Raw genomic sequence first — 26,219 nt, 5'->3', positions numbered from 1 at the left:
ATGACCGAACAAGCGAAGGTCGGACAGCCCCTCAACCCTGCCCTGAAGCAGACCGAGGAGCGCGTCCATGCGACCGACGAATGGACGCCTGCGCCCATCGACAGCGTTTCGACAAAGGAACGCAAAGGCGACGGCTGGCCACTGATCTGGCTGGTGGTAGCCGTGGCCTGCCTGGCGATTACCGCCTACCTCATCATCTGAGCGCGAACTCAAAACCCGAATTCGCGCTCAGGTCCGTGTGATCGGGTCGTGCGCGCTGTGCGATCCCGCTCAGAAGGCGGGAACGACCGCCCCCGAATACTTCTTCTCGATGAAGGCCTTGACCTCCGGCGTGCGCAGCGCGGCAACCAGTTTCGCGACACGCGGATCGCTGCGCGCCTTTTCCGTGCCGACCACGAAGTTGACGTAGGGCGTGTCCTTGCCTTCGATCAGCAAGGCATCGCGCATGGGATTGAGCCCGGCGTCCAGCGCATAATTGGTGTTGATCGTCGCCAGGTCGACCTCTCCGAGCACGCGCGGCAGGGTGGCCGCCTCGATCTCGCGGAACTTCAGGTTCCGGGGATTGGAGACGATATCCCGTGGCGTTGCCGACATGCTCCTGGGATCGCGCAGGGTGATAAGCCCGCCATGCGCCAGAAGCTGAAGCGCGCGCCCGCTGTTGCTCGGTTCGTTGGGTATGGCCACCGTCGCGCCTGCGGGCAGGTCGGCAACCTTCTTCCACTTGCGCGAATAGGCGCCGAACGGCTCGATGTGAATTCCCGCGATCGGTACGAGATGCGTGCCCTTCGCCTTGTTGAACTCATCGAGATAGGGCCCGGTCTGGAAGTAGTTGACGTCTATCCGCCCTTCCGAAACCTGGACATTGGGCTGGACGTAGTCGTTGAACACGCGAACGTCGAGTTGCAGCCCTTGCTTGGCCAGCACCGGCTTCACGAATTCGAGGATTTCGGCATGCGGCACGGCAGTGGCCGCGACCGTCAGCAGGTTGGGATCATCGACCTTCTTGGAAGCGCCGCAACCGGGAAGCAGCAAGGCCGCAAAGGCAGCGATAAGCAGGCGTCGTTGCATGGGAAATCCTATTTGCGGGTAAAGCGGCGGACGAGACGGTCTCCCGCGGCCTGGAGAAACTGGACGAGGACGAGCAGCAGGACGACGGTGACGAACATCACGTCGGTCTGGAAACGCTGGTAACCGAAGCGGATCGCCAGATCGCCCAGCCCTCCCGCGCCCACGGCACCGGCCATCGCGGTGAACGAAATCAGCGTGATGGCGTGACGGTGACAGCCGCCAGTATCCCCGGCAGGGCTTCAGGCAGGAGCGCGCGGAACACGAGGTCGCGCGTCGTCGCCCCCATCGCCTGCACCGCCTCCACCGTATTGCGATCGACTTCCCGCAGCGCCGTTTCCACGAGGCGCGCGAAGAACGGAGCGGCCCCCACCACCAGCGGCGGGATCGCGCCCGCCACGCCGAGCGAGGTGCCCACCAGCAGGATCGTCAGCGGGATCATCACGATCAGCAGGATGATGAAAGGCACCGATCGCAGCAGGTTGACGGCAAGCGCCAGCGCCCCGTTGCCCCAGCGACTGGCCCAGGGCTGCCCCGGTCCGGTCAGGAACAGCAGCACGCCCAGCGGCAGGCCGAGCAGTACGGTCAGCACCAGCGAGCCGCCCAGCATGGCCAGCGTATCGAGACAGGCCTGGCCGATTTCGCCCCAGTCCACATTGGCGAACAGGTCGTTCATTCGACGTCCCCATGGTTGCGCAGCGCGGCGATGGCAGCGGCGGTGTCGCCGCCGAGAAGGCCCAGTGTGAGCCTGCCGAAACTGCCATGTTTGAGCCGGCCGATGCGGCCATCGAGAATGATGAAGTCCGTGCCCGTCTCACGCGCGATCCTTGTGAGAACGGGGTCGAGGACGGACTGTCCGTGCAGCGTCAGGCGCACGATCGGACCGTCGAACCCAATGGGTGCCTCGTGTTCGCCGTCCTCGTCGATCAGCGCGCGGGTCTCCGCCGCCTGCGGATGAAGGAAAACGTCCGCCACGCTGCCCGTTTCGACCACGCGGCCCGAATGGAGCACCAGCACCCGGTCGCACACCTGGCGGACCACTTCCATCTCATGCGTAATGAGCACGATCGTCAGGCCAAGCTCGCGGTTGAGGTCGGCGATGAGGGCAAGGATGCTGCGTGTCGTCTCGGGATCGAGGGCGCTGGTCGCCTCGTCGCACAGCAGGATATCGGGATCGGTGGTCAGCGCCCGCGCGATTCCGACGCGCTGCTTCTGGCCGCCGGAAAGCTGGGCCGGATACTTGTCGCCATGCTCCGCAAGCCCCACCCGCTCCAGCAAGGCCGGCACTTTCGCGGCGATCTCCGAGGCGGAGGCGCCTGCGATACGCAGCGGCAGGGCGACGTTGTCAGCCACCGTGCGCGACGAGAGCAGCCCAAAGTTCTGGAAAATCATCCCCACGCGCCTGCGCAACGACCGCAATTGCGGCGGCCCCAGAACCGCAACGTCGATGCCGTCCACCAGCACGCGTCCGGCGCTTGGCCGTTCGAGGCCGTTCAGCAGCCTCACCAGCGTGGACTTGCCCGCGCCGGACCGGCCGATGATGCCGAACACCTCGCCCCGGCCGATCTCCAGATCGACATCGGCAAGCGCGGCATGGGTGCCGCCGTATGCCTTGTGAACGCCTTCAAGCCGGATCATGCGGCACGCACCTTTCCGCCGGATCGCCGCATCGCTTCGCGATACCGCAGGGCCCGCGCGGGTGGTGATGGAACTGGAATATATCGATCATGGCTCCGAACCGGAAAAACTCGTGAATTGCTGAGCGCTGGGGGAAGCGGCGGTTAGCGGAACCGGGCCGGACTATCCAGACCTGCCTGCCCGCACACCCGCATCGGGGAAATCAACCGGCCTCCAGAGAGGCCAGCGAACTGCCGGGAAACAGGGCATCGATAAAGCCGAACTTCGTCATGTCGCGTATGCGCCGGGGATAGAGCACGCCGTTCAGATGATCGAATTCGTGCTGGAACACGCGGGCGTGGAAGCCCCGCGCTTCCCGTTCCAGCACGGTGCCGTCTCCAGCGTTCCGCCATAGCGGATATGCGTGGCGCGCGGCACCAGCCCGCGCATGCCGGGAACCGAAAGGCACCCCTCCCAGCCGTCTTCCGTCTCTTCCGTCAGCACTTCAAGGCTGGGATTGATAAGCGTGGTGGCCGGGACCGGGGCTTCGCCGGGATAACGCGCGCTTGCCTCGAAGCCGAAGATCATGACGCGAAGGTCCACACCCACTTGCGGCGCCGCCAGCCCGACCCCGCCAGCCGCGTGCATGGTCTCGTACATGTCGGCCACGAGCGCGCCCACCTCCGGCGCGGCGATGTCCTCCACCGCACGCGCGGGCTTTAGCAGGCGCGGATCGCCCATCTTCAGTATTCCGAGGATCATCCGTCACATCCTTGCGCAAACGGCGGGTGTGCGCCGCTCGCCGATCTGCCTAGTTAATCTCAACCAAATCACTAGACAATAAGAGTCGTACTCCCGGAAGCAAAACTTTGCGGCCTGCCGCTCCGGGTGCTTCCCTTATGCGCCCGTACACACAAGGATCATACCAGCAATCCCTCGGCGATGGCGCCTCTTGCCGCATTGACGATAGCATCGATCGACGCGCGCAGGCGCGGCAGCATGACGGGCGCCGTGATCCATAGCGCATGAACAGGCAGATGTCCGGCCACATGCGTTTCCAGCACGGAGACGAGTTCGCCCCGCGCGATCTCCTCCCGGACTAGCCAGCAGGGCACCAGTCCGAGCCCCTGCCCGGCCCGGATGGCAGCGAGCGTCAGCAGGCTGCGTCAAGCAACAGCCCCGCCTGTGGCTCGAACGCCAAACGGTCGCCGTCACCCGACCGCAATTGCCATGCACGCGCGGCCGTTGCGCCCGGCGGCGATCAAGGCATGCTGCGAGAGATCGCCGATATGGACCGGCTTGCCACGCTTCGCGATATAGTCGGCAGCGCCGCACAGCACGACCCGCTGCACACCCAGCCTCCGTGCCGTCACGCCCGGCAGGTCGGGGAGCTCGCCGATGCGGACGGCAAGGTCGGTCCTCTCCCCGGGGAGGTCTGCCAAGGCCGTGGAAGTCGAGATGTCGAAGCGGAGGCCCGGCCATGTTTCGCGCAGGGCGAACAGCGCCGGAGCAACGATCTGCGTGCCGAACAGGGGCGGCAGGCTGATCCGTACCAGGCCCGCCGGTTCCGATGCCAGCGCCGCCAGTTCCGCTTCCACCCGGTCTATCCGGCCGCGCGCCGCCTCGCACGCCTCCCGGTAGACTGCAGCCTCCGCCGTCAGGGCAAGGCTGCGCGTCGTGCGATGGAACAGCCTGACCTGCAGGCGGGCTTCCAGTCTGGCCACCGCTTTGGCAACGGCAGATGCGGAGAGCCCCAGCCTGGGGGCAGCCGCCGCGAAGCTACCCGCCGCGCATACCGCCAGGAACACGCTGATATCGTCGCCGGACTGACGGGGGCCGCTCGGCATTTCAGGATTTCAATTCGTGAATGAGGCGAAATTTCTTCATTTCCCGAGATGTACATGCCTGAATATCGTCCTGTCCATGAACAATGAACGGACTTACGCCATAGTTGGCGGTACATCGGGGATCGGCTTTGCCGTTGCGGAAATGCTGGTCGGACGCGGCGACCGGGTGCTGATCGGCGGCCGATCGGCGGAACGACTGTCGGCGGCTCTATCGCGGCTGGGCGATCGTGCATCCGGCCGCCTTGTCGATACCACCGACCGCGCATCGATCAACGCCTTCTTCGCCGGATCCCCGGTGCTGGCCGGGCTGTTCACGCCCGCGGCCACGTACAGCACCGGCCCGTTCCAGGATGGCATGCACGATACGAGCGAGGCACTTTTCGCAGGAAAGTTCTGGGGCCAGTACTGGACGGTGTTCGAAGCCCTACCCCGGCTGCGCACCGATGCCGCGGTGGTCCTGATGTCCGGTGCGGCCTCGGCCCGGCCGATCGGGGCTCCGGCCTATGCGGCCTGCAATTCCGCGCTGGAAGGGCTCGCGCGCGGGCTGGCCATCGAACTGTCGCCGATCCGGGTCAATTGCCTCTCCCCCGGCACCACCGACAGCGAACTCTGGCGCGAACGGCCCGCCGCCCAGCGCGAAACCGCTTATGCGCAGTGGCGGCAGCTCTGCCTCGTACGGCGCCCGGCCCATGTCGACGAGCAGGCCCAGGCCGCCCTGTTCCTGCTGGACAACGCGAACATGACCGGCAGCACGCTTTACTGCGATGGCGGCTATACGCTGCGCTGACCAAGCGGCGAAGCGCTCAGGACGCCCCCGGCGCAAGCCTGCCGCCGAGCGCGACACGAATGCGGCATAGGGGCAAAGCTCCGTTCCGCAGGCCGGAAGCACGAGAGGCGTCAACGATACATCGCCGCGCAGCGCCCGCAGGGCGGCCGGGGGCTGCGTTCGGTAGGACACGCGCACGAACCGTTCGCCCGTCCGCCGGTCATGAAGCCGCTCGATCAGGATGGCCCCGCCGGGCGGCACGTCGTTCGTGGCATAGCCACTGGCCGACAGGTCCACATCCAGCGCAGCCGCCAGCGCGGTCACGTTGGTGTCGTGGCCCATCAGGACCTCGAAATCGGGGCCACGCTCCAGATTGTCCAGTATCCGCCGGCCCAGCGCGCTCGCCTGGTGGGAGGCCATGTAAGGCGGCCGGGTGAAGACGGTGAACAAGTCTGCATGGAGGCGGCCGAGCCGTTCCAGCCCCTTTTCGTCGATCCGCCCCCAGCCTACCTGATCGGCGGGCATTCCTTCGAGATACTGGAGCAGCAGCACTTGCGCGATGCCCGATGCACTGCGGATCTGGCCTGACAGCGCAATATCGTGGCCATCGCCGCCCGGTGCGACTGCCGGGGCGCCGGGAGGCAGGCAGTCGCCCCCGCAGCCCAGCACCGTGTCGAGCAAGGCGAGTTCCGCCCGGTCCCGCTTGACGAGCGCCGCCATCCCGCCCGTGGCACGCTCGATATCGGCCACCGCCGCCGAAGCGTCGAACGCGGTGGCACGCGCGCGAAGCGGCTCGAAGATCGGGTCCACCTCTCCCGCCGCGCGGTGCGCCACTTCAAGCCCGCACCCTTGCGCGAACCCGTGCGCATAGGCCTCGCCGCTGGCGATCGCGCGGGGCGAGGTGTTGGCCGTGATCGCGACCTTGCCGGGCTTCGGGCAACCCGCCCTATCTAGCAGGCCGCGCCTTGCCAGAAGCTGCCGGTCTGCCCGCGCCACGATTTCCAGCGCCCGTTCGCCATGAGGCGTAACCACGCTTTCCGCCACGCTCCATGCCGGCCACGGCGCCGCCGTGCGGGTGCCCGCAGGCACCTCGCCGTCCAGAGGCGCACGGATACCGTGCCGCATCACCATGACCGCCTTGTCCGGCACCAGTTCGCGCGCAGCCACCGACTGGCCCGGAAACACGGCGATGAGCGGAACCGTGCCGACCGCCAGCACGGTCAGCGCCAGCAGGTTGCGCCAGGTCGCCATGTCAGGGCTTCACGGTGCAGGAAGCGGCCACGCGAACCGGATTGCAGCGCGCCATGACGCCGCCGGGCAGAGTGACCGAGAAACCGAGGCCGAGCGGATCGGGGGCACCGGGGTAATAGTCCGTGCTGACGGCCTGCGCCCCGCTTTCCCCGGCGGCGTGGGCCTTGGCCAGATCATGCGCCCTCGCCTCCACGGTGTTCGCGTCGCTGCGGGTGCGCACGATAACGCCCGATTTCACCCATTCGCGGATTCTTGCGCCGTCGGCCACCGGGTCCTGCACGATCTGGATCGCGCTTTCCGCCTCGCCATCGGGATACCAGCCGAACATGGCCCGGCCCCGCAGCGAGGGATGCCCGCGGCGATAGACCTCGGAAACGGCCGGACGCACATCGAGCAGGATGTAGATCCGCCCGCGCGCAGCCTCCAGGGTCGGCCAGCCCTTCGACTTCACGGCTTCGGCCAGACTGCCGGCCTTGCCGCGAACCTCGTCCGGCGCGATGAGCCGCTGGCCGGGAAGCGCCTTGCGGATTTCCCGGTCCAGATCATCGAGCAGCTTCGCATCGTCGAGCGGCAACGGAGCCGTCACGTCATGCGAATTCGGCGTGTCGGCGGCATTGATGGTGATCATGATCGGCAGATGGCCGGGATGGGCGCGCGACCATGCATCGACCTCGCCAAGGCAGCGGATCAGGGTGACGCATGTGGCACGGTAGTCCACATCGGGAATGTGCAGGACCTTGAAGCCCGGCTTAAGCATGGCTGCCCGGTCGAACCCGCTGGCGCCGCCTGCCGCCAGCAGCTTCTCTCCCTTGGGATCGGCATATCGCCCGCCTTCGGGGTCGGCGAAGATGTCGATCTCCAATTGACGCACGCCGGCGTCGAGCTGCTCCGCAAGCGGCAGGTGGTAGTAATCCAGCGCTCCGGCGAGACGCGCGTCCCGCTGGCGGATGCCTTCCATCACTTCCGCCGGAATGCGCGCCTTGAAGCTGTTGTGCGAACCCACGACCTGAATGTCGTTCATTCGCAGGTCGGCGGCTGCAGGCGCTTGGGAGGCGGGAGCCGCGCCGGAACCGGCGGCCGGTGGGGAAGCCATGGCTCCCCCGCCCAGACCCAGCCCGATGGCGGCCAGAACAATCGCGCCGCGCATCAGAATTCAGCCCGCGCGCCGAACAGGATCGTCGTGCCGTAATCGTTGATCTCGCCGAAGCGCAGCGGGCTGTCGTTGTAGGTGTACTGACGCGCGCCGGCGATGTTGATCGCCTCCAGGCTCAGCGTCACGTTGTCGGTCAGGCGATAGGCCACCGAACCGTCAAGCGATCCGAAGGCGGCGGTGTAGGTCGGGGCCTGCGTGGTGCTGCCCGTCCCGGAGAGATAACGGTCGCGCCAGACGTAGGAAAGCCGGGTCGAGATCGGCCCCTTTTCGTAGAAGCCCACCACGTTGAAGCTGTTCTTCGAAAGGCCGATCATCTCGTCCTTGATGGTGCGAGAGCCCGCCGTGTAGTCCGCCTGAACGGAAGTGCGGGTGTAGGAAGCCTGCAGGCCGAGCCCGTCGAAAGGCTGCGGCAGGAAGGTGAAGACCTGATGATAGGCCGCCTCGAAACCGTAGACCTTGGCATCGCCGCCGTTGACCTGCGTGCTGAGCTGCACGGTGCCGCGCCCCGGGATCTCGATGGGCACGTTCTGCTGGGTGATGTAGTCGTCCATCGACTTGTAGAACACCGCGCCGGTCAGCGAGCCCGACTTGTTGAAGTACCACTCCAGCGAGCCGTCGAACTGCGTGGCCAGGAACGGCACGAGATCGGGGTTGCCGCCGCTTGCCGTGGGAGCATCGGTAGAGACGGTGATGCGCGGCGCGCTGTCGGTCACGTTGGGACGGGTCAGGACACGGCTTGCGCTCAGGCGGCCGACGAGATTGCCGGACAGTTCGGCGCGCAAGTTGAAGCTGGGCAGGACGTTGTTGAAGGTCTTGGGGTAGCTGACCGGCGTGGTCACGCTGCCGGACCGCAAGTTGCCGCTCGCCACCTGATCGGTGTGCACGTAACGCGCGCCGATGTTGCCGGTGATCGGGATCGAACCCAGCGTGAAGGCGTAATCCGCACGGGCGTAAGCGCTCCAGATCTTTTCGGTGGTGCGGAACGATGCGGCGAGATCCGAAGCGGTAAGCGCCGAATTCTCGACATCCGAAGTGAAGAACGCGTCGAGATAGGCCTGCGTTACCGGCACCAGGAAGCTGCGCGGGATATTGCCGCCGAGACCTTCGAGATAGTTGTCGAAGGGCAGTTGCTCATAAGCGCCGGAACCGAGGCTGGAGAGCGGGGTGCCCGCTGCCGGATTCACCAGGAAGTCGCGGCGGGAATAGTCGCGCTTGCGGAACTGATATTCGCCGCCAACGGCCAGCTTCGAGATGAAGCCTTCGAAATCGTGCGCCACGTCGGCGCGCGTGTAGAAGTTCCAGTCCTTGCTGTTCTTGGGCGCGATGTTGAACTGGTAGAGCTGGTAGTTCGCCGGGTTGGTGGCATCGACCGTGGTGTTGAAGGTGGGCACGTTCTTGTAGCCGCCGGTCGCGTCATAAGTCAGCGGCGCGAAGAACATCGCACGGCTACGCACGGTGCCGACATCGTAGCTCGGGTGATAGCTGTGCGCGAAGGACCAGTTCACATTGCCCGAAACGTGCCAGGCATCGTGGTTCCAGGTCTGGCGCAGGCCGACATTGATGAGATCGTGACGGTTGAGGCTGTACTCGCGCGAGGCCATGAAGCGCACGTCGTTGATCGTCGCCTTCACCACGGTATCGCCGTCCAGCACCACGCTGTCGGGGTCGATGGTCGCCGGTGCCCGGCCACGCTGGTATCGTCCGGGAAGATGTCGAGGCCGAACTCGTCATAGGCCACGTCCAGACGGGTGGCGAGGACGTTGAGCGTCGTTTCCAGCTCCGGATTGGGGCGCCACTGCATGGAAAGCATGCCGGAGATGCGCTCGCGCTTTTCCGTCTCCACGGTGGGGCGGGTGCGGGTCGGCAGGTAATAGCCTTCGCCCAGTGCGGAAGCGAAGCGGTCCTTGTACCAGCCGAAGTTCATGAAGCGGTCGTTGCGGACGTCCTTGGCCCAGTACTGGCCGCCGACGAGCACGCCGAAGGTATCGTCCTTGTTGACCCAGCTCGTGATAAGGGTGGCGTTCGGCTTAACCTTGTCGGTCTGGGTGGTGTAGGTGCCGCGCAGGTTGAGCGTGGTCTTGGTGCCGACGTCGAACGGCTCGAAGGTCTTGACGTTGATGTTGCCGCCCAGCGCGCCCTCGGTCATGTCGGGGGTCGGCGTCTTGACGACGTCGATGCTGGAGGTGAACTCGGCCGGGAGCATCTCGAAGCGGAACTGGCGACCGGCCGCGCCGCCGTTCTCGATCACTTCGTTTACCGCCACCGGGCTGCCGTTCAGCAGCGTGTTCTGGAACTGCGGGCCAAGGCCGCGAACGCTGACATACATGCCCTCGCCGCGCGGGCGGGTGATGGCCACGCCCGTCACCAGCTGAAGCGCTTCGGCCACGTTCTGGGTGGGGAACTTGCCGATATCGGTCGAATTGATCGAGTCGACGCCGTAAGCGGCATTGCGCTTCGCTTCGGTCGCCGCGCTCAGGCTGCGCGCATAGCTGCCGGTAACGACGATATCCTCACCGTTCACGCCGTCCGGTCCCGTCTCGGCAGAAGCGTCGGAAGGCGCCGGAGCCGGCGTTGGCGCGGCCTGGGGCGCGGATTGGGCCATTGCAGAAACGCTCGCGCAGGCGAGCAGAAGGGTCGACGCTGACGATGCCAGCGCACGCTTGTTGAAACGCATTGAGGTGCTCCCCGGATACAAACGATTGTGTTCGGGGCGCCCTAGGAAGCGCAGATGACGATTCCGGGTCGTGGCGATGACGGTTCGGTGAATATTGAAAATATTGCGAAATATTTCCCCGGAATTGCAGGAAGGCGGATCCTGCGCATGACCCTTGCCGGAAACCCCCGCCGGGAATCAGGCAGCGCAAAAATGCTTGGCAATGTCTGCGTGATTTATATATACGACGTGTACATTTAGAGCGCGATCCGGGCGAGGGCTCTGCCCCGGAAGAACGGCGCCGCAGTGGAGAAGGATAGGAAATCATGCGCACTCAGCTGTTTATCGCACTGCTTGCCGCCACCGCCGCGTCTGGCGCGAATGCACAGGCCCCGGCTGCGGCCACCATCGCCACGGCAAAGGCCGCAACTCCGCGATACACGGCACAAGACACCGATATCGGAACCCTTCTCGACGATCCCGAAGCCAGGACCGTTCTTGAGAAGTACCTTCCCGAAATCGTCAAGAGCGACCAGATCGCCATGGCGCGCGGCATGACATTGCGCGCCATCCAGCAGTATTCGGCAGACCAGATCACCGACGCCAAACTGGCGGCGATCGACGCCGATCTCGCGAAGCTACCTCCGAAAAAGTGATGGGCTGAAGGCTTCCGGCCACTTTGTCCACGCCGCCAAGGTCGGCGTGCCGCGCTTGCGCGCCTGCTCCCGCGCGCGCCGCTTTCCCAAACCGTGCATCCCGCAAGAAAGGTCAGGACCAACGACCATGGACGCTCCGCTCTATCCGCCCGCACAGCAGTTCACGCCGCCGCGCCGGCTCCCGCGTTTGCTCGGCACGAAAGACACCGCCATCGCCGATCTGAAGGCGATCCCGGAAGCCTGGGCCATCATCCTGGCGGAAATCCCCAATGTCGAGGCGCGCATCGGCAACGACATGATAAAGCCGCACCTCGGCAACTTCTCGTTCCGGTCGCTCGTGCAGTTCGGGGTGGTCAAACCCGACATGCTCGACCGTGTAGATGTTAAGCTCAAGACATTGGGAGAGCGGTGATGGAACGCGGCTTCCTTACCACCGGCAGGCGCAACGTGCTGGCCATAGCCGCCGCAACCGCCGTAAGCGGCGCGGCCTTCGCAGCCCCTGCGGCAAGTGCGCGCAGCGTGGCAACGGCAAACCATCGCGCGCCGCCAACCTTTCGACGACGACTGGCGCTTCCGGCTGGGTGAGATGGACGGCGCCCAAAGCAAGGCGTTCGACGATACCGACTGGCGCCGGGTGGACCTGCCCCACGACTGGAGCGTGGAGGACCTGCCGGGGCAGCTTCCCGGCACCGTGATCGGCCCGTTCGACAAACGCTCGATCGGCAAGACCGCAACCGGCTTCACCAACGGCGGCGAAGGCTGGTACCGCAAGCACTTCCGCGCCGATGCCTACCCGGCCGCGCAAGCGTCGAGATTGTCTTCGACGGCGCCTATCTGGAAACGGACGTCTGGCTGAACGGCAGGCAAGTTGGCGGCAGCGTGGCGGGATATGCCCCGTTCGCGCTTGACCTCACGCCCTTCCTGGACCGCACCGGCGATAACGTGGTGGCCGTGCGGGTACGGAACCTCGGCCGGAACAGCCGCTGGTACTCAGGTTCGGGCCTTTACCGCTCGGTGGAGCTCGACATTGTCCCGTCCGCCTCGCGGCTCGTCCGCTGGGGTGTGGCGGCCTGGACGAGCAAGCTCGAAAACGGCCGTGCGGTGGTGGATGTGTCGAGCGAAGTCGTAGCTCCGGAAAGCGGCGATATCCTCCGCACCCGGCTCGTCGAACCGGATGGCCGCGTCGTCGCCGAAGCAAGCGCTCCTGCTGCGGCAGCGATGCGGCAGACCCTGGAGGTTCGCGGCCCTCGCCTCTGGTCGGCGGCCAGCCCCGAACTCTATTCGCTGGAAACCGAACTCGTCCGGAACGGTTCCGTGCTGGACCGCATCGTCCAGCCTTACGGCATCCGCATCATAGCCTTCGACGCGCGGACCGGCATGACCGTCAACGGCCAACAGGTGAAGCTCAAGGGCGGCTGCCTCCACCATGACAACGGCCTGCTCGGCGCCTGTGCCTTTCCCGATGCCGACGAACGCCGGCTGCGGCTGCTCAAGGCGCGCGGCTTCAACGCCATCCGGTCCTCGCACAACCCCGCGTCCCGCAGCCTGAGGGAGGCGTGCGACCGGCTCGGCATGTACCTGATCGAGGAAGCGTTCGATGCCTGGCACGTCGCCAAGGAGCCGCAGGACTTCGCGCAGCAGTTCCCGGCACACTGGTCGGAAGTCATCGATGCGATGGTCCGTACGGCCCGGAACAACCCGTCCGTCATCATGTGGAGCATCGGCAACGAGATCCCGTTCCGGTCAACGGAAGAAGGGGTGGAGTGGCAATGGAAACTGGCCAATGCCGTCAGGCGGCTCGATCCGACAAGACCGATCACGGCCGGACTGAACGGGGTTCTTGGCGCTGAACTGATCGCCGCCCCCGAAACCGCGCGCGCGGGCAGAGGCGGCAAGACCGACAATGCATCGACCGTGTTTCTCGACGTGCCCGGCTACAACTACCGCCTCGAAGATATCGAGGCCGAGGAGGGCGTGCACCCGGAACGCGTGGTCTATGCTTCCGAGACCTTCGCTCGCGATGTCTACGACTATCAGGCCTTGCAGGAGAAGGCGCCCTACTTCCTTGGCGAATTCCTGTGGACCGCGATGGATTATCTCGGAGAAGCCGGGATCGGCGCCAACGCGAGGCTGAAGAACGGCAACTATCCGATCTACCTCCCCTCCTTCCCCTGGGTGAACGCCTGGTGCGGCGACATCGACCTGATCGGCCAGCAGAAGGCGTCCTCCCTGGCGCGCGATGTGGTGTGGGGCATCAGCGATCTCGAAATGGCGGTGCAGCGCCCAGGCCCTGAGGGGACATTCGAATATGTCTCCGGCTGGGGCTGGTCCGACGAACTGGCGAGCTGGACCTGGCCCGGCGCCGAGGGGCGCCCGCTCGGTGTGCGGGTTCACGCCGCCGGAGACAGGGTCGAATTGCGACTGGACGGAAAGCTGGTCGCCTCCCGGAATCTCGGTCCGGGCGACCGGCGGCGGGCCGAGTTCGAGGTGCCCTATGCGCCCGGAAAGCTGGAAGCGATCGCATATCGCAACAGCAAGCCGATTGCGCGCAAGGTGCTGGAAACGGTGGGCCCTGCCGCGCGCGTTCGCGTTGTGCCGGAACGCCGCGAAGCCGGAGCCGCCCGAAATGCCCTCAGCTACTTGCGGGTGGACATCACCGACGCGCAGGGCCGTGTCCTGCCCGACGACCGCCGACGCATCGATCTCCTGATCGAGGGACCGGCGACCCTGGCCGCTTTCGGCAGTGCCAATCCGCATGCAACCGGCTCTTTCCAGTCGTCAAGCGCGGAGTGCTACCGCGGGCAGGCGCTGCTCATCCTGCGAGGGAGCGGCAAGCCGGGCCGGGTGCGCATAAAGGCGAAATGCGAAGGACTGGCGGAGGGTGGAATTGCCTTCGACTTATCCTGAAATCCAAGCCGAAACACGTTGACCTTTGCCAGTTCGCGATGCGCGAACTGGCAAAATGCCGGTTTTCCGGGAGATTTATTGGGTAACTCCCTCCGTAACGTAATCCTGCTTGCCGGCCAGTCGCGAACTGACATCCGGACATGGCCATGTCCGCCTCGGACCCGAAGATGGAGAAACCCATGAACACCCGGATGCCCAGCCGCTCCGCTTACGCCCTTCCCTTTGCTCTGGCGGCGCATATCGTCGCCTTTGCCCTCGTTCTTTCCTGAGGCACCGATGTTCAAGTCCTTCATCAGCGGCGAACAGGCCCTGAATCTCTGGCTGGCGGCTTTCGTGGTGACCGGCATAGTCGCCGGTATCGCGTCAGGCTTCTTCAAGGCACGCAAGATCCAGCCCAGAGGCTTCAAGTGGAAGATCTTCCGCAACGAGGCGCTGATTGCCGTCGTCACCCTGGCCATATCCGGCAAGATCATCGGCATGGCGACCGGCTGGGCCAAGACCCACGGATGGATCACGTTCGATCCGACACCGGCGGCATGGTGGACCATCGCGCTGGAATACGTGCTCTACTTCTTCCTGTTCGACACCTATTTCTACTGGCTCCATCGCTGGATGCACAAGGAACCGGTCTATAGCTGGGTCCACAAGCTCCATCACAAATCGACTTCGCCGAACCTGCTGACAACGCTTTCGGTCAACCCGCTGGAATCGATCATCAATGGCGGGTTCGTCCCGCTGTTTCTGGCCGCCTTCACTGTCCATGACGCGACAATGGCGCTGATCCTGCCGACGAACATCATCATGGGGCTCTACGTCCACTCCGGCTACGAGTTCCTCCCCCGCTGGTGGAACCGGACCTGGGCCACTAAGTGGTTCATCTCGGCAACATTCCACGATCAGCATCACCGCTATTTCACGGGCAATTTCGGTGGCTACACAACGATATGGGACCGTCTGTGCGGCACCATGCGCAAGAAGTACGAGAGCGATTTCGAAGCCATCAAGGACCGCACCGCCGCCGCGCGCGCGGCCCGAGGCGAAAGCGCCGGACGGGCGGGTCCCGTGACGGCGGAACTGGCGGACTGATCACCAAGCGGCAGGCGCAGGGGACGCCGTTTTCGATGTCTCGAGCGACGGCGTTTCCCATGCCTCGCTGCCGGCACATTCGAGGTCATGACGCCGGGGCTGAGAGAAGGATCCCAGCGCGATTGCCGGGCACATCGCCCTCTGCGCCAGTTCAGGCTGGAGGGCGAATCGTAAATCATCGGCCACCTCCGGATCGACTTAAGAAAAATTCAATATAATTTCTTCGCCCTCATTATTAAAAAATCTCGCCATAACATGGATATAGGCCGAAACAGCGGCCCCTAATCGGTTCAGTACCTCCGGGAATTTTCTTTTCTGTCATAAGAATTTCTCAATTCCATGCCGGGTTGACCGCGTCCACATTCTCTACCAATTGGTTGAGTTGATCTTCCTTGGGGGCGAGGCAGGTTATCGAGGAGCCCGGGCACAGCCGCGGGCGAAATCTTCAGCGCTGAGGATGTGAAGGCGATGAACCTGCCCACCCCCCAATTGGCGATTCCCCCCGTTGCACACGATCCGGCATTCCCCGGCGCCGAGCGGCAGGTCGAATTCGTCGGCCCGCCCGGCGTGGGAAAGTCCGCGATCTACCATGCCGCACGCGCGCGTCTTGGGCGGCAGGCCATCTATCGCACAGTGCAGGAAGGCAGGCTGCTGGCCGCCACGGCAAGCCTGGATCAGGTCAGCCCGATCCGGCGCATCTCCTACCTTTCCGCGTTCCAGTTGCCACGCGTGGGGGATGTTTTTGCAAGGCGGCTGGCAGCGATCTCTTCGGAGGACTCGTTCCGCCAGATGCTGCATATCCACGGGGCCTTCCTGGAGTGTTGCATCGAGATGGCGCGAACCGGCTTCGGCGATGCCTTTGCCCGGTTCGCCAGACTGCCGATCATGCTGGAGCAGCTGCGCGACCTCCATCTCTGGAACCGCCTGCCCGCCGACGTGCAGATCCTCCAACAGGATGCGCTCGTCCAGAAAGGCTGGGCCAGCCCGCCGTCATTGCGGGAGGCCTACTTTTCCTCCGTACCGAAGCCCGGTGCGGTCGTGCTCGTGGCGGCGCGCCCCGGCGTCATAGTCGAACGTCTGCGCAACAGGGGGCGCAGGATCAGCGCCCATGCTGGTCTCGACGACAACGAGCTTCATACCGCCACGGTTGACGCCGCCGAAGCCTTCGCTCTCGCCGCCGAGCATTTGCGGCGGCGCGGCGTTCCCGTCCTCGAGGTGAACGGCGAGGATCAGTTATCCGACGCCGCCGAACAGGTCGCACAATTCTTGCGGATCAGAATTCCTCAGCAGGAGATCGGTTGATGGATTTTCAGACACTGAGCAGCGCATATACCGGTGCCACCGCCACAGGATACGATGCCCGCCGGGCACCCACAGCCAAATGGGTAAGCGAGGATAGCGCCGTCCGCGAGCTTTTGCGCGCCGTCCGGAGCGGAGCCACTGTTACCGACATGCCGGTGGGGACCGGGCGCTTTCTCAAGCTCTATCACGAACGCGGCTTCAAGGTGGTCGGGCGCGACATTTCGCCGGACATGCTGAGAGCGGCACGCGTCAAGCTGGACGATGCGGACGGACTGGACTGCACGCTCGAGCTTGCCGACATTCGCGCCATCCCGGATGCGGACGGCACTTACGACTGCGCCCTGAGCATCCGTTTCCTCAACTGGATGGACGCGCGCGGGCTTGAGGAAGTTCTGCGGGAACTCCGGCGGGTTTCGAAACGCCACCTGATCGTGGGCATTCGCCATCAGGTTCCCGTCGGTGAGTTGCTGTTGCACGGCCCGAACGGTTTTCGCCGGCTGATCGTGGGCAGACTGCTCGGCCTGCGGCGGTTTGCACGGCGCCTGCTCCGGCACCCGCGCGCGAATGATCCGCATACGATCCAGCACAGGAAGGATGTCGTCCTGGGAACGTTCGATGCGTTGAAGCTCGGCATCGATGCGATGATACTCGTCGAGCATGGCCGCGACGGGACGGACTACTGCTTCTATCGCCTGACCAAGGATACCTCATGAGCCGTTTCGGGCACCATCGACCGGCCCGCCTTTTCGCTGTTCGCTTGCGCAGCCAGTCGCTTTTGCGTCAAAGACGAGGCGATGGCCGATACCGACAAACCGAATCGTAAGAAAAGCGACGCTGTATCGCATAAAATCGAGCCACTGGCGTCATCGAGGTCTAAGCATGCCCGCGCCTTGCGATCCGCGCGCGCCTTGCAGGAGGCCATGCTCGCGCTCCTGCAGCGAAAGCCGTTCGATCAAATCACCGTCCGTGACATTTGCGCCGAAGCGCAAGTTCACTACGCCACATTCTTCCGCCACCATCAGACCAAGGAAGGCCTGCTCGACGCCATCGCCAAGGACGAGATCGCGCACCTCAACCAGTTGACCTTGTCCATCCGCGACGCGGAAGACTACGAGGCGGGTTTCCGGGCGCTTTGCTCCTATGTCGATGAGCACCGTTCGCTCTGGTCGATCCTCCTCAACGGCGGTGCGGGCAGCGCCATGCGCGAGGAATGGCTGCGCGTATCAAGGATCGTCGCGCAGAACGAAACGCCTCTCAATGCGTGGCTGCCGCCGGATCTGGGCACCATATGCGCAGCCTCCCTGATTGCCGAAACGCTGGCATGGTGGGTCGGCCAGCCGGAGGGGACCTATAGTGTGCCGGAAGTGGCCAGGATCCTGTTCCGGCTGCTTTCCACCTCGATCATGGCTCCCGACTGACGCCGTTTCGAAGCGGCATCGCCAAACCTCCCGGAAGTCCCGCAGGCCGATTGATCCTGCGGGACTTCCGGGAGCAGATATCCTCAGCGGGAACCGAACGCCACGCGGAACGTCACGCCGAATTCGCGCGGCGCGGTAACGGTCACGCCCGTGTAGCGGCTGTTGTAGACGGTGGATCCGATGCCCGTAACGCTGAAGGTCGGCGGCGCCAGATAGACGTCAGTCACAGCCGTGAACTGGGCCAGGTCATCCTGGGTCAGCAGCTTGTTCGTATCGAACAGGTTCTTGGCATAGACGGTGACTTCCCAGCCTCCATCGGCCGCGCGCAAACCGCCATAGAGGTTGAACAGGCCATATGCCCCGACATCGTCGAAGCGGTTGTTGGGATCGGTCTTCGACTTGCCTCGCCAGCTCAGCAGCCCGCGCACATAGGCGTCCATGTCATGTCCGACCGGCTGGTTGTACTCCGCGCGCAGAACGCCGGTCCACTGCGGCTGGAATGTCGCGCTTTGTCCGCCGCCCGGACACACCGCCACGCGCTCGGCGCCGTAAGCCTGCTGCATCTGCGCGAGCGTCGGGGTCACGCTGTCGGGAAGTCCGTCCGAACCGACGGCACCCGTCTGGTTGTTCAGCGCGTCGGTACAGGCCAGCAGCGCATTGCCTATCGTGCTCCGGGCATAATTGACGGTAGCGCCGACACTGAACTGCGAGGTTGGAGTGAAAGCGAGCTCCGCCTCCACCCCGTTCACCTTCACCGGCACCGCGCTCACGAAGTTGAAGTTGCCGATAGTGGGCGCACCGGCCGAATTGATGTTGATATAAGCAATGCCTGCCCCGCCCGAACGGTAGGGGTAGTTCTTGTATTTCTGGTGATAGGCCGTGAGGTTGAATGTCAGCTTGTGATCGAACCAGTCCGATTTCACGCCGATCTCATAGGACTTCGAGCTTTCCGGCGGCAGCGCGACATGGGCGACTTCGTTCGGCGTGTAATCGGCATGCGTGAAATTGCCGATCGCGACGACAGGCGGACGCCAGGAACTGCCGGTTGCCGCATAGACCATGAGCCCCGGCGTGAAGCGGTGCTTTATGCTCGCGCTGTAGATCGTGGTGTTCTCCTTCACGTCCGACTGCGTGCCATTCTGGCGCGTACACGATCCGGCCTCGTACAACTGCGGGGTGCAGCCGATAAACAGGCCATCGCGGAAGTCCGTGAAGTGGATTCGGCGCAGGCCTCCGGACAGTTCGGTCGCATCGCCCAGATGAAGCGTCACGTTCCCGAAGAACGATTCCTCCTTCGGCATGCCTTTGGGAAGATAGATCGGCGTGTCCGTCACGCTGGGCGGCGCAATCGGAATGCCGGGGCCTGCCAGCCGCAACTGCGTGATGCTGCTCTCGTTCAGGATCGTGCGGGACGGAACCGCATATTGGAAATAGCCCACGACATAGTCGAACAGGCCCACGATCCGGTCGACGTTCTGCAGGCGAACCTCGTGGCTGGACGTCGTGCCGCGCGTGTCGGCCTCCTGCCCGATCGCAAGGTCGGGGAAGAAATTGGCGAGGTCGCGCACCCCGAAGCTGCGGTAATGCTGCGCCGTGCGCGATCCTACGTAGACCAGGCGCTGGCCGAGAATGTCGGCCTCGGCGTTCCAGTTGTAGAACCGGAATTTCTGCGAAACAGTGCTGGGCCGGGATTGAACCGAAAGATAATCGCCTATCCCGATGTCGCCGTAGTCCGGTGCGCCGGCCGAAGGGGTGTAATCGGGATTGAACGCCGCTACCGAACGCACCTGGTCGAAACGCAAGGCATCGTTCTCCATTCCCTCATAGAGAAAGCCGAAGCGTAGCCATTGGGTCGGCTCGAAGCGGACGGTCGCGCGGATCGCATTGGTTTCGCTGCGCGGCTTCACATCGCTGTTGATGCTGCTGACGCGGTTCAGCCGGTCGAACTTGTGCAGTCCGGCCACGCGAACGCCCAGCACGTCGCCTATCACCGGAATGTTCAGGGCACCGTTGATGTTGGCCGCCGATCCCGATCCGAATGTACCGGAAACATAACCGCCCGGCTCGACGAGATCCGGCAGCCTGGTGGTTGCCGTGATGGAACCCGAAGGCGTAGACCGGCCGCGCAGAGTACCTTGCGGCCCCCGCAGGACCTCGATCTGGCCGACATCGTACATCGTCTGGAAAACGAAACTCGACGGGACCGGGGCATCGTTGCGATAGTACTGGATGGTGCCGTTTTCGGCACTGACATTCACGTCGTGATTGACGCCTCGGATCGATGACGACGTGCCGATGCCATTGGCATTGGGCGTCAGTTGAAGGCCAGGGACGACTGAACCGATATCCGTGAAACTGCGAATGTTCAGCTTGTCTATCGTGTCGGCCGTCACGGCGTTCACGACAAGCGGCACGTCCTGCAGGCTCTCGTCGCGACGGCGGGCCTGAACGATGATCTCATTGGTCAGCGACAGCGCTGCATTCGCCTCGCCCGTTGCCGCCGGTTCGGTCTGTTGCCGGGCAAGTGCCGGCGTGGACATTGCAAGCAGGCTGGCGCCCGCGAGCGTGAGAGCCCGTTCCCTACGCATCGAATCCCCTTCCCTTCTGTTTTTTATATTACGCATTTCGTGCGATACTGTATCGCATTGGTCAATCTGTTTTCATAAATTGGATTGACCATTCCCTTCGCCCCGTGCGTCCGGCGAGGCGAAGGGAAACGGTGCATCAGCCGGTCGGCAGTGCCGCCAGGTCCAGGTCAACGGCATCCAGCGCTTCGTTGGTAAACTGGCCGGGCGCGAACTTCTGGATGGCGCGCAGCGTCATCGATTTCGCCATGCCGATCCGCTTGTCTGCCGTGATCCCCGGAAAATGCGCATCGAGCACCGCCTTGGCTGCCTCGTCCTTTAACAGCACTGCCAGTCTGGTCCCGGCCGTGGAGTAACCCGCCGGAGCGACCGGTGACGGCGACGCCTCGACCGCAGGGGTCTTCCCGAGGATCGAAGGCTGCGCCGCGTTGAGATCGACGCCGTCTGCCGGGGTCAGTTTCAGATGCAGTTCCGCCAGCCCGCGAATGATGAAGCTCGGCTCGAAGTCGAGCTTTCGCGCACCGCGCGGCCCATGAACCGCGGGATCGAGGTCGATATCCGACGTGTACCTGAGCAGCTTCTCGAGAATGATCCGGACCTCGACACGCGCCAGTGGAGCGCCCGCACAGGTATGCGCGCTCCGCCCGAATGCGACATGCTCCCTGATCTTCGGGCGATTTAGCCTGAATTCCTGGGGATCTTCCCAACGTGCCGGATCGCGATTGGCCGCCGCGATCGCCAGCATGATCTTCGTTCCGGCAGGAACCTCGAGATCGCCGATCTTCGTGTCCTTGCGCGCCAAGCGCGCGGTCTGCTTGGTGGATCCTTCCAGCCGCAGCACTTCCTCGATCAGGGCCGGGATCAGCGCGGGGTCGGCACGGAGCCGGTCCTGAAGGCCGGGCTGATCGACTATGAAGCGCATCGCATTGCCCAGCAGCTTGGCGCTGGTGTCCTGCCCCGCCCCGAACATGAACATGCCCAGTTTGACGATGGCCATCTCGTCCGGAAGCGTCCCATCGGGGTAACGGGCGTTCGCCAGCTCGGAAAGGATGTCCTCGGTCGGATTGGCGCGGCGATCGGCAACGTATTGGGCGAAGTAGCCGCCCATGATCACGAAAGGATGGTCCTCGGCGTCAAGATCGAGTTCGCCGTCCAGATTTCCGGGGGGCGGCGCGTTCTCGATGATCTCGATGAAGCGCTGGCGATCCTCGGCGGGGATACCCAGAAGATCGGCAATGACCAGCGTGACGAACGGGGTCGCGATCGCCCGGACCAGTTCGACACTGCCGTTCGCCACCGCATCGCGCGCCAGTTCGTCGGAGAAGGCCTGGATGAATGCCTCGTTCGCCTTCAGGCGCGAAGGCGTGAACAGGCGGTTGACCAGCGACCGCAACTGAAGATGGGCATTGTCGTCCAGGTTGACGAGCAGGTCGCCGCCGTGGAAAGCCTCGCGGTGCGCCTCGATCTCGGCGGTGATATCGCAGCCCCGGGGTGTGAACGGCAAGGGCGCCGAGGCGCCCTGAAGCCCGATGATCGCCGAGAAATCCTCGGAATTGCGCATGATTTCGAGGGTCTCCTCGAACCCCGTGACGATCAGGTAATCCTTGCCCTTGGGTCTGTAGATCCCGCCCTTCCCGCGCACGGCCTCGAAATAGGCGTAGGGATCGACAAGGATTTCATGGTCGGTGAAATAGTCCCGATCGGCCAGTTCAGTCATCTATCCTGCTCCTGTTCCTTGCGCGGGTGCGTTGCCCGCAAGCAAGTGTTTCGGTGTTTCAGTCTTCGGGGGCGATCCTCACGCGCAGGCCATCGAGCGCATCGGTGACCTGCAACTGACACGAGAGCGCGAGCGCTCATTCCGGTGGCTCGACGAATCCAGCAGATCGCTTTCATCATCGCTCATGGGATCGAGGGCCTTCGTCCCCTGCACATGTTCGACATGGACGTGGCAGGTCGCGCAGGAGCAACAGCCCCCGCACAGCGCCAGCAGTTCATCGAACCCGGCATCCCGGATGATTTCCATGACGGTTTGCCCCGGCCTCGCCTCCAGGGCTCTTTCCTCTCCGGACGCGCCCACAACGATAATCGTCGTCATTTTCCAGCCCTCTCCCGCACCGCGGCCCCACCGGCTTCAAACCGGATCTCGTTTTTACGCGATACAGTGGCGCATAAACCTGACGCCGCATATGCGTCAAGCCCGAACGAGGATGGGAAGGGGGCATGCGGCGGCATCAGCCGGCCGAACCGCGTCACTGGCTTGACAGCGCTTCAATCCATTAATACGCGATACTGTATCGCAAAAAATACATGGCGCCGGAGACAGTACGCAAGGGCCTGTTCCGGCCAGGCATTCTTCGCGCAACGATGCAGGAACGGGCAGAGACATGGCAGCAGGGAATTTTCGTTTTGATGCCAAAGTGTTGAAGCAGTTTCTGTTACTCTCGGCCGCCATCTGCTCGCCCCCCGCGCTTGCCGATGGAGCAGATCCCGCCCAGCCCGCGGAAGCACGGGGTCTCGAAGCCGCCTTCAACGATCCTCCCATGGAAGCGCGGCCGCGCGTCTGGTGGCACTGGATCAACGGCAACATCACGCAGGACGGACTCCTCAGGGATCTTGCCTGGATGAAGCGCGCCGGTATCGGCGGTGCACAGTCCTTCGATGTCAATCTGCAGAGCCCGCAGATCGTCGACCAGAGACTGGTCTACATGACGCCCGCCTGGAAATCGGCGTTCAGGGCCGCCGCTCGGGAAGCTGACCGGCTCGGCATCGAACTGGCCATCGCCTCTTCGCCGGGATGGTCCGAAACCGGCGGGCCATGGGTGCCGCCCGCCGATGGCATGAAGAAACTGGTCTGGAGCGAGGTGACTATCGAAGGCGGAAAACCGTTCTCGCGGGCGCTCCCCGCGCCGCCTGCTATAACCGGGCCCTTCCAGTCGATCGCGGCAAAGTCGGGAACGAACTCAACCATTAACGAGAAGGCGCCCGAAGTTCCGCAGCCCTTCTACCGCGATGTCGCCGTGCTGGCTTTTCCAGCCGCCGTAAACGAGGTGCCGGCGCCCGCATCCTACAGGGACGGCCCCGGGCAGAAGATTGACGGAGCCGCCCTGGCGGACGGCGATCTCGAATCCGCGGTTGACCTCGCCAAGGCGGCGAAAGGCCCCTCGGTCCTGGAACTGGACTACGCCCGGCCACGCACGGTCCGGTCCGTGACGCTCTTCGTGCCCGGCGGTTCCGGCAAATTCGTCGGCGCCAACCTCAAGGCCAGACTGGAAGCCGAAAACGACCGGTGGGACGTGGACGGCAGTATCCGAAATACCGCTTTCGCGCGTGCCCACGACCATGGCCTTCCCGCCCGTGAAGGCAAGCCGGTTCCGCGCCGTGTTCGAGGAAGTCAGCAGCCTGCCCAACATCGCGCCGCCACCCGCAGGCGTCGATCTTTCCGCTCTGGCGGCAGGGTTTTCCGGCACCGGGCAGGCGAAGACCATCCGCATTGCCGAATTCGTCCTTTCCGAAACCGATCGCATCCATCGTGCCGAAGCCAAGGCCGGGTTCGACGTCGTGCCGGACTACTACGATCTCGACCACGGGCTCATCGACACACCGGGAACGCCCCCGACCGATGTGATCGACGTGACAGCGCGCCTCCGCCCCGACGGCACGCTGGACTGGCTGCCGCCAAAGGGGCGGTGGCGGATCATGCGGTTCGGCTATTCGCTCGTCGGCACCATGAACCACCCGGCGCCGCTGGAGGCCACCGGGCTCGAGGTGGACAAGTACGACGCCGCAGCGGTGCAGCGCTACATGGATCACTACCTTGAAACCTATCGCGACGCGGCCGGTCAGGACCTGATGGGCGGAAAAGGGATCCGGGCCATCCTGACCGACAGCATCGAAGTGGGCGCATCGAACTGGACGCCCGGCATGATCGACCGGTTCCGGCGCCTGCGCGGATACGATCCGGTTCCCTGGATGCCTGCCCTCACCGGGAGGATCGTCGGATCGCGAAGCCGGAGCGACCGCTTCCTCCATGACTTCCGCCGGACTTTGGCGGAACTGCTCGCCAGCGAGCATTACGGTACGGTCGCCCGGTCAGCCCACGAACACGGCATGATCGTCTACGGCGAAGCCCTGGAGGACCACCGTCCCATGCTGGGCGACGACATGGCCATGCGCAAGTTCGCCGACATTCCCATGGCCGCAATGTGGGCCTTCCCTCGCGCAGGAGGACCCAAGCCCACCTATCTAGCTGACATGAAGGGCGCGGCATCCGTCGCTCATATCTATGGCAGGACATTCGTGGCGGCGGAATCACTGACGTCCATGCTCTCGCCGTGGTCCTATGGTCCGGCCGATCTCAAGCGCATGATCGACCTGGAATTCGCAAGCGGCATCAACCGGCCGGTCATCCACACCTCGGTTCATGTGCCGGTGGAAGACCGCAAGCCGGGACTGCGCCTTTCGATCTTCGGGCAGGATTTCAATCGCAACGAAGCATGGGGCGAACTCGCGCGGCCGTGGATGGATTACATCGCACGCAACGCGCTGATGCTGCAGCAGGGAAGGAACGTTGCCGATGTCGCCTATTTCCACGGCGAGGAAGCGCCCCTCACGTCCCTTTTCGGAGATGGGCAAACTACCGGCGTTCCCACAGGCCATGCGTTCGACTTCGTGAATGCCGATGCGCTCATGGAAGCCGTGAAAGTCGATCGCGGCGAACTCGCCAGCATCGGCGGCGCACGTTACCGCGTGCTCTATCTCGGCGGTTCCTCCAGCCGGATGAGCCTTGCCGTGCTGCGCAGGGTCGCTTCCCTGGCAGAACAAGGCGCGATCGTGGTGGGCCGGCGGCCGATCGGCGACCCGGGGCTGGAAACGGACAAGGACCTATACGCTGGCCTGCTCGGCAAGCTCTGGCCGGGCCGGCCGGACACCGCCGTCGGGCAAGGCCGCGTGTTTAACACTAACGATCTCGCTTCCGTCCTGACCGATATCGGCGTCAGGCCCGACTTTTCCTACACCGGCGCGCAGGCCGACAGCCATCTGCCGTTCGTGCACCGACAGTCGCAGGAGGCCGACATCTACTTCATTTCCAATCAGAAGGACCGAACCGAGACGATCGAAGCCCGGTTCAGGATAGCCGGCAGGATACCCGAATTGTGGCATGCGGAGACCGGCCGATCCGAATCCGTCAGCTTCACGATCCGGGACGGCATCACGATCATCCCCCTGACCTTGCAGGCCGACGAATCCGTAAACGTGGTGTTTCGCAAGGAAACCCCGGCACGCCAGCAATCCGCGCCATCCCGCGATCCCGTCCCGCTGGCGACGGTTCCGGGCCTCTGGAATGTCGCGTTCGAACCCGGCCGCGGCGCGCCCGCAAGCGTTCGCATGGCGCTGGCGCCGCTGGACGAAAACGACGATCCGGCGATCCGCTACTTTTCCGGCGTGGCCACATACTCGCGCGAGATAGATACGCCGCGCGGCTGGAAGGCAGGCCAGCCTCTCCAGCTCGATCTGGGAGAAGCGCGGGAGATCGCGGAAATCAGCATCAATGGCCGCATTGCCGGCCACGCCTGGCATGCGCCTTACCGCGTCGACATCGGCGCGTTCATGAAACCGGGCAGGAACCGCGTGCAAGTCCGCGTCGCCAACCTCTGGGTCAATCGCCTCATCGGCGATGCCCAGCCGGGAGCGGACAAGGTGACATGGACCGCGACGCCCACCTACCGGAAAGACGCGCCCTTGCGCCGCGCGGGATTGATCGGTCCAATCCGGCTGCTCGGCTTCCCGTTGCAGAATTCCGGCAACGTCAACATGGACCGCAATGCAGCATTAAAAGCATCGCCGGGAAGAAAACGTGTGTCAGCGTCAGAAACACGGTAACAATCACTGGTCAGACCAATAAACAGAAAACGT

Annotated in this window: 24 protein-coding genes and 4 pseudogenes; 13 read left to right on the top strand and 15 right to left on the bottom strand. The window is 64.2% G+C overall.

The features are described from left to right. Positions 1 to 201, top strand: a complete 201-nt coding sequence (locus ADT71_RS26795; RefSeq protein ID WP_132468881.1) for a hypothetical protein — start codon at positions 1 to 3, stop codon at positions 199 to 201. Between the two features lie 69 nt (positions 202 to 270). On the opposite strand, the gene ADT71_RS26790 is transcribed toward ADT71_RS26795, so the two are convergent. The 7 genes and pseudogenes from ADT71_RS26790 to ADT71_RS26770 all read right to left on the bottom strand — a co-directional run bounded on the left by ADT71_RS26790 (position 271) and on the right by ADT71_RS26770 (position 4,529). Beyond that, the gene (locus ADT71_RS26790) at positions 271 to 1,068 is read right to left on the bottom strand and encodes a MetQ/NlpA family ABC transporter substrate-binding protein (protein ID WP_054441823.1); all 798 of its coding nucleotides are present in this window, start codon (positions 1,066 to 1,068) and stop codon (positions 271 to 273) included. Positions 1,069 to 1,076: 8 nt separating this feature from the next. Next, positions 1,077 to 1,244: a hypothetical protein gene (locus tag ADT71_RS34580; RefSeq protein ID WP_231636227.1), complete on the bottom strand. Its 168-nt coding sequence runs from the start codon at positions 1,242 to 1,244 to the stop codon at positions 1,077 to 1,079. 14 nt (positions 1,245 to 1,258) lie between these two features. Then, a complete protein-coding gene (locus ADT71_RS26785; RefSeq protein ID WP_231636226.1) occupies positions 1,259 to 1,741 on the bottom strand; it encodes a methionine ABC transporter permease in 483 nt (160 codons plus the stop codon). Continuing rightward, positions 1,738 to 2,703, bottom strand: a complete 966-nt coding sequence (locus ADT71_RS26780; protein ID WP_054441822.1) for a methionine ABC transporter ATP-binding protein — start codon at positions 2,701 to 2,703, stop codon at positions 1,738 to 1,740. The genes ADT71_RS26785 and ADT71_RS26780 overlap by 4 nt, the downstream gene beginning before the upstream one ends. 202 nt (positions 2,704 to 2,905) lie before the next feature. Beyond that, entirely contained in the window at positions 2,906 to 3,034 is a 129-nt protein-coding gene (locus ADT71_RS35215; protein WP_197283135.1) for a hypothetical protein, read from the bottom strand. After that, a complete protein-coding gene (locus ADT71_RS26775) occupies positions 3,007 to 3,444 on the bottom strand; it encodes a peptide deformylase (RefSeq protein WP_197283134.1) in 438 nt (145 codons plus the stop codon). Before ADT71_RS26775 ends, ADT71_RS35215 begins: the two co-directional genes overlap by 28 nt. A gap of 158 nt (positions 3,445 to 3,602) precedes the next feature. After that, positions 3,603 to 4,529, bottom strand: a pseudogene (locus ADT71_RS26770) (LysR family transcriptional regulator). Between the two features lie 76 nt (positions 4,530 to 4,605). Between ADT71_RS26770 and ADT71_RS36055 the strand changes: the two are divergent. Then, entirely contained in the window at positions 4,606 to 5,316 is a 711-nt protein-coding gene (locus ADT71_RS36055) for an SDR family oxidoreductase (protein WP_082370588.1), read from the top strand. A 174-nt stretch (positions 5,317 to 5,490) separates the two neighbouring features. On the opposite strand, the pseudogene ADT71_RS36050 reads toward ADT71_RS36055, so the two are convergent. From ADT71_RS36050 to ADT71_RS34565, 4 genes and pseudogenes are all read right to left on the bottom strand, one after another. Further along, positions 5,491 to 6,426 (bottom strand): annotated as a pseudogene (locus ADT71_RS36050) (histidine-type phosphatase); the annotation flags it as partial. A gap of 121 nt (positions 6,427 to 6,547) precedes the next feature. Continuing rightward, positions 6,548 to 7,693, bottom strand: coding sequence for a Ca2+-dependent phosphoinositide-specific phospholipase C (locus tag ADT71_RS26755; protein ID WP_231636224.1), 1,146 nt, complete (start codon positions 7,691 to 7,693; stop codon positions 6,548 to 6,550). Beyond that, entirely contained in the window at positions 7,693 to 9,354 is a 1,662-nt protein-coding gene (locus ADT71_RS34570; protein WP_231636223.1) for a TonB-dependent receptor, read from the bottom strand. Before ADT71_RS34570 ends, ADT71_RS26755 begins: the two co-directional genes overlap by 1 nt. After that, positions 9,327 to 10,373, bottom strand: a complete 1,047-nt coding sequence (locus ADT71_RS34565) for a TonB-dependent receptor plug domain-containing protein (protein ID WP_231636222.1) — start codon at positions 10,371 to 10,373, stop codon at positions 9,327 to 9,329. Before ADT71_RS34565 ends, ADT71_RS34570 begins: the two co-directional genes overlap by 28 nt. 54 nt (positions 10,374 to 10,427) lie before the next feature. Here ADT71_RS34565 and ADT71_RS31745 point away from each other — a divergent pair, with 54 nt between their 5' ends. From ADT71_RS31745 to ADT71_RS26710, 9 genes are all read left to right on the top strand, one after another. Then, a complete protein-coding gene (locus tag ADT71_RS31745) occupies positions 10,428 to 10,613 on the top strand; it encodes a hypothetical protein (RefSeq protein WP_132468885.1) in 186 nt (61 codons plus the stop codon). 65 nt (positions 10,614 to 10,678) lie between these two features. Further along, entirely contained in the window at positions 10,679 to 11,008 is a 330-nt protein-coding gene (locus ADT71_RS26745) for a hypothetical protein (protein ID WP_054441820.1), read from the top strand. 127 nt (positions 11,009 to 11,135) lie between these two features. Next, the gene (locus ADT71_RS26740; protein WP_054441819.1) at positions 11,136 to 11,420 is read left to right on the top strand and encodes a hypothetical protein; all 285 of its coding nucleotides are present in this window, start codon (positions 11,136 to 11,138) and stop codon (positions 11,418 to 11,420) included. Between the two features lie 174 nt (positions 11,421 to 11,594). Continuing rightward, complete coding sequence (locus ADT71_RS26735) at positions 11,595 to 11,864, top strand: hypothetical protein (protein ID WP_156336845.1); 270 nt, start codon at positions 11,595 to 11,597, stop codon at positions 11,862 to 11,864. Further along, complete coding sequence (locus tag ADT71_RS26730; RefSeq protein WP_369818352.1) at positions 11,768 to 13,915, top strand: glycoside hydrolase family 2 TIM barrel-domain containing protein; 2,148 nt, start codon at positions 11,768 to 11,770, stop codon at positions 13,913 to 13,915. Before ADT71_RS26735 ends, ADT71_RS26730 begins: the two co-directional genes overlap by 97 nt. A 276-nt stretch (positions 13,916 to 14,191) precedes the next feature. Further along, positions 14,192 to 15,001 carry a sterol desaturase family protein gene (locus ADT71_RS26725; protein ID WP_054441816.1) on the top strand — a complete coding sequence of 270 codons (810 nt, stop codon included), beginning with the start codon at positions 14,192 to 14,194 and terminating at the stop codon, positions 14,999 to 15,001. 468 nt (positions 15,002 to 15,469) lie between these two features. Beyond that, positions 15,470 to 16,303 (top strand): hypothetical protein, encoded by an 834-nt coding sequence (locus ADT71_RS26720; protein ID WP_132468887.1) that lies wholly within the window; start codon positions 15,470 to 15,472, stop codon positions 16,301 to 16,303. Next, a complete protein-coding gene (locus ADT71_RS26715) occupies positions 16,303 to 17,016 on the top strand; it encodes a class I SAM-dependent methyltransferase (RefSeq protein ID WP_054441814.1) in 714 nt (237 codons plus the stop codon). The genes ADT71_RS26720 and ADT71_RS26715 overlap by 1 nt, the downstream gene beginning before the upstream one ends. Positions 17,017 to 17,223: 207 nt before the next feature. After that, a complete protein-coding gene (locus tag ADT71_RS26710; protein ID WP_054441813.1) occupies positions 17,224 to 17,721 on the top strand; it encodes a TetR/AcrR family transcriptional regulator in 498 nt (165 codons plus the stop codon). 83 nt (positions 17,722 to 17,804) lie between these two features. Here ADT71_RS26710 and ADT71_RS26705 read toward each other — a convergent pair whose 3' ends face one another. The 3 genes and pseudogenes from ADT71_RS26705 to ADT71_RS26695 all read right to left on the bottom strand — a co-directional run bounded on the left by ADT71_RS26705 (position 17,805) and on the right by ADT71_RS26695 (position 22,401). Next, positions 17,805 to 20,309 carry a TonB-dependent receptor gene (locus ADT71_RS26705; RefSeq protein ID WP_054441808.1) on the bottom strand — a complete coding sequence of 835 codons (2,505 nt, stop codon included), beginning with the start codon at positions 20,307 to 20,309 and terminating at the stop codon, positions 17,805 to 17,807. Between the two features lie 136 nt (positions 20,310 to 20,445). Then, positions 20,446 to 22,023 carry a cytochrome P450 gene (locus tag ADT71_RS26700; RefSeq protein ID WP_054441806.1) on the bottom strand — a complete coding sequence of 526 codons (1,578 nt, stop codon included), beginning with the start codon at positions 22,021 to 22,023 and terminating at the stop codon, positions 20,446 to 20,448. A 58-nt stretch (positions 22,024 to 22,081) separates the two neighbouring features. After that, a pseudogene (locus tag ADT71_RS26695) lies at positions 22,082 to 22,401 on the bottom strand (2Fe-2S iron-sulfur cluster-binding protein). A gap of 289 nt (positions 22,402 to 22,690) precedes the next feature. Here ADT71_RS26695 and ADT71_RS34560 point away from each other — a divergent pair. After that, positions 22,691 to 23,302, top strand: a pseudogene (locus ADT71_RS34560) (glycosyl hydrolase); the annotation flags it as partial. On the opposite strand, the gene ADT71_RS34555 reads toward ADT71_RS34560, so the two are convergent. Continuing rightward, positions 23,267 to 23,647: a hypothetical protein gene (locus ADT71_RS34555; RefSeq protein WP_231636279.1), complete on the bottom strand. Its 381-nt coding sequence runs from the start codon at positions 23,645 to 23,647 to the stop codon at positions 23,267 to 23,269. The pseudogene ADT71_RS34560 and the gene ADT71_RS34555 overlap by 36 nt on opposite strands. Between ADT71_RS34555 and ADT71_RS26690 the strand changes: the two genes are divergently transcribed. Next, positions 23,634 to 26,186, top strand: a complete 2,553-nt coding sequence (locus ADT71_RS26690; RefSeq protein WP_231636221.1) for a glycosyl hydrolase — start codon at positions 23,634 to 23,636, stop codon at positions 26,184 to 26,186. The two genes, ADT71_RS34555 and ADT71_RS26690, sit on opposite strands and share 14 nt — an antisense overlap. Positions 26,187 to 26,219 lie beyond the last annotated feature (33 nt).

Source organism: Novosphingobium sp. ST904, from assembly GCF_001298105.1.
Taxonomy (GTDB): Bacteria; Pseudomonadota; Alphaproteobacteria; order Sphingomonadales; family Sphingomonadaceae; genus Novosphingobium.
Note: the sequence above shows the minus strand (reverse complement) of the source record. Positions and strands in the feature narration are given on the sequence as shown.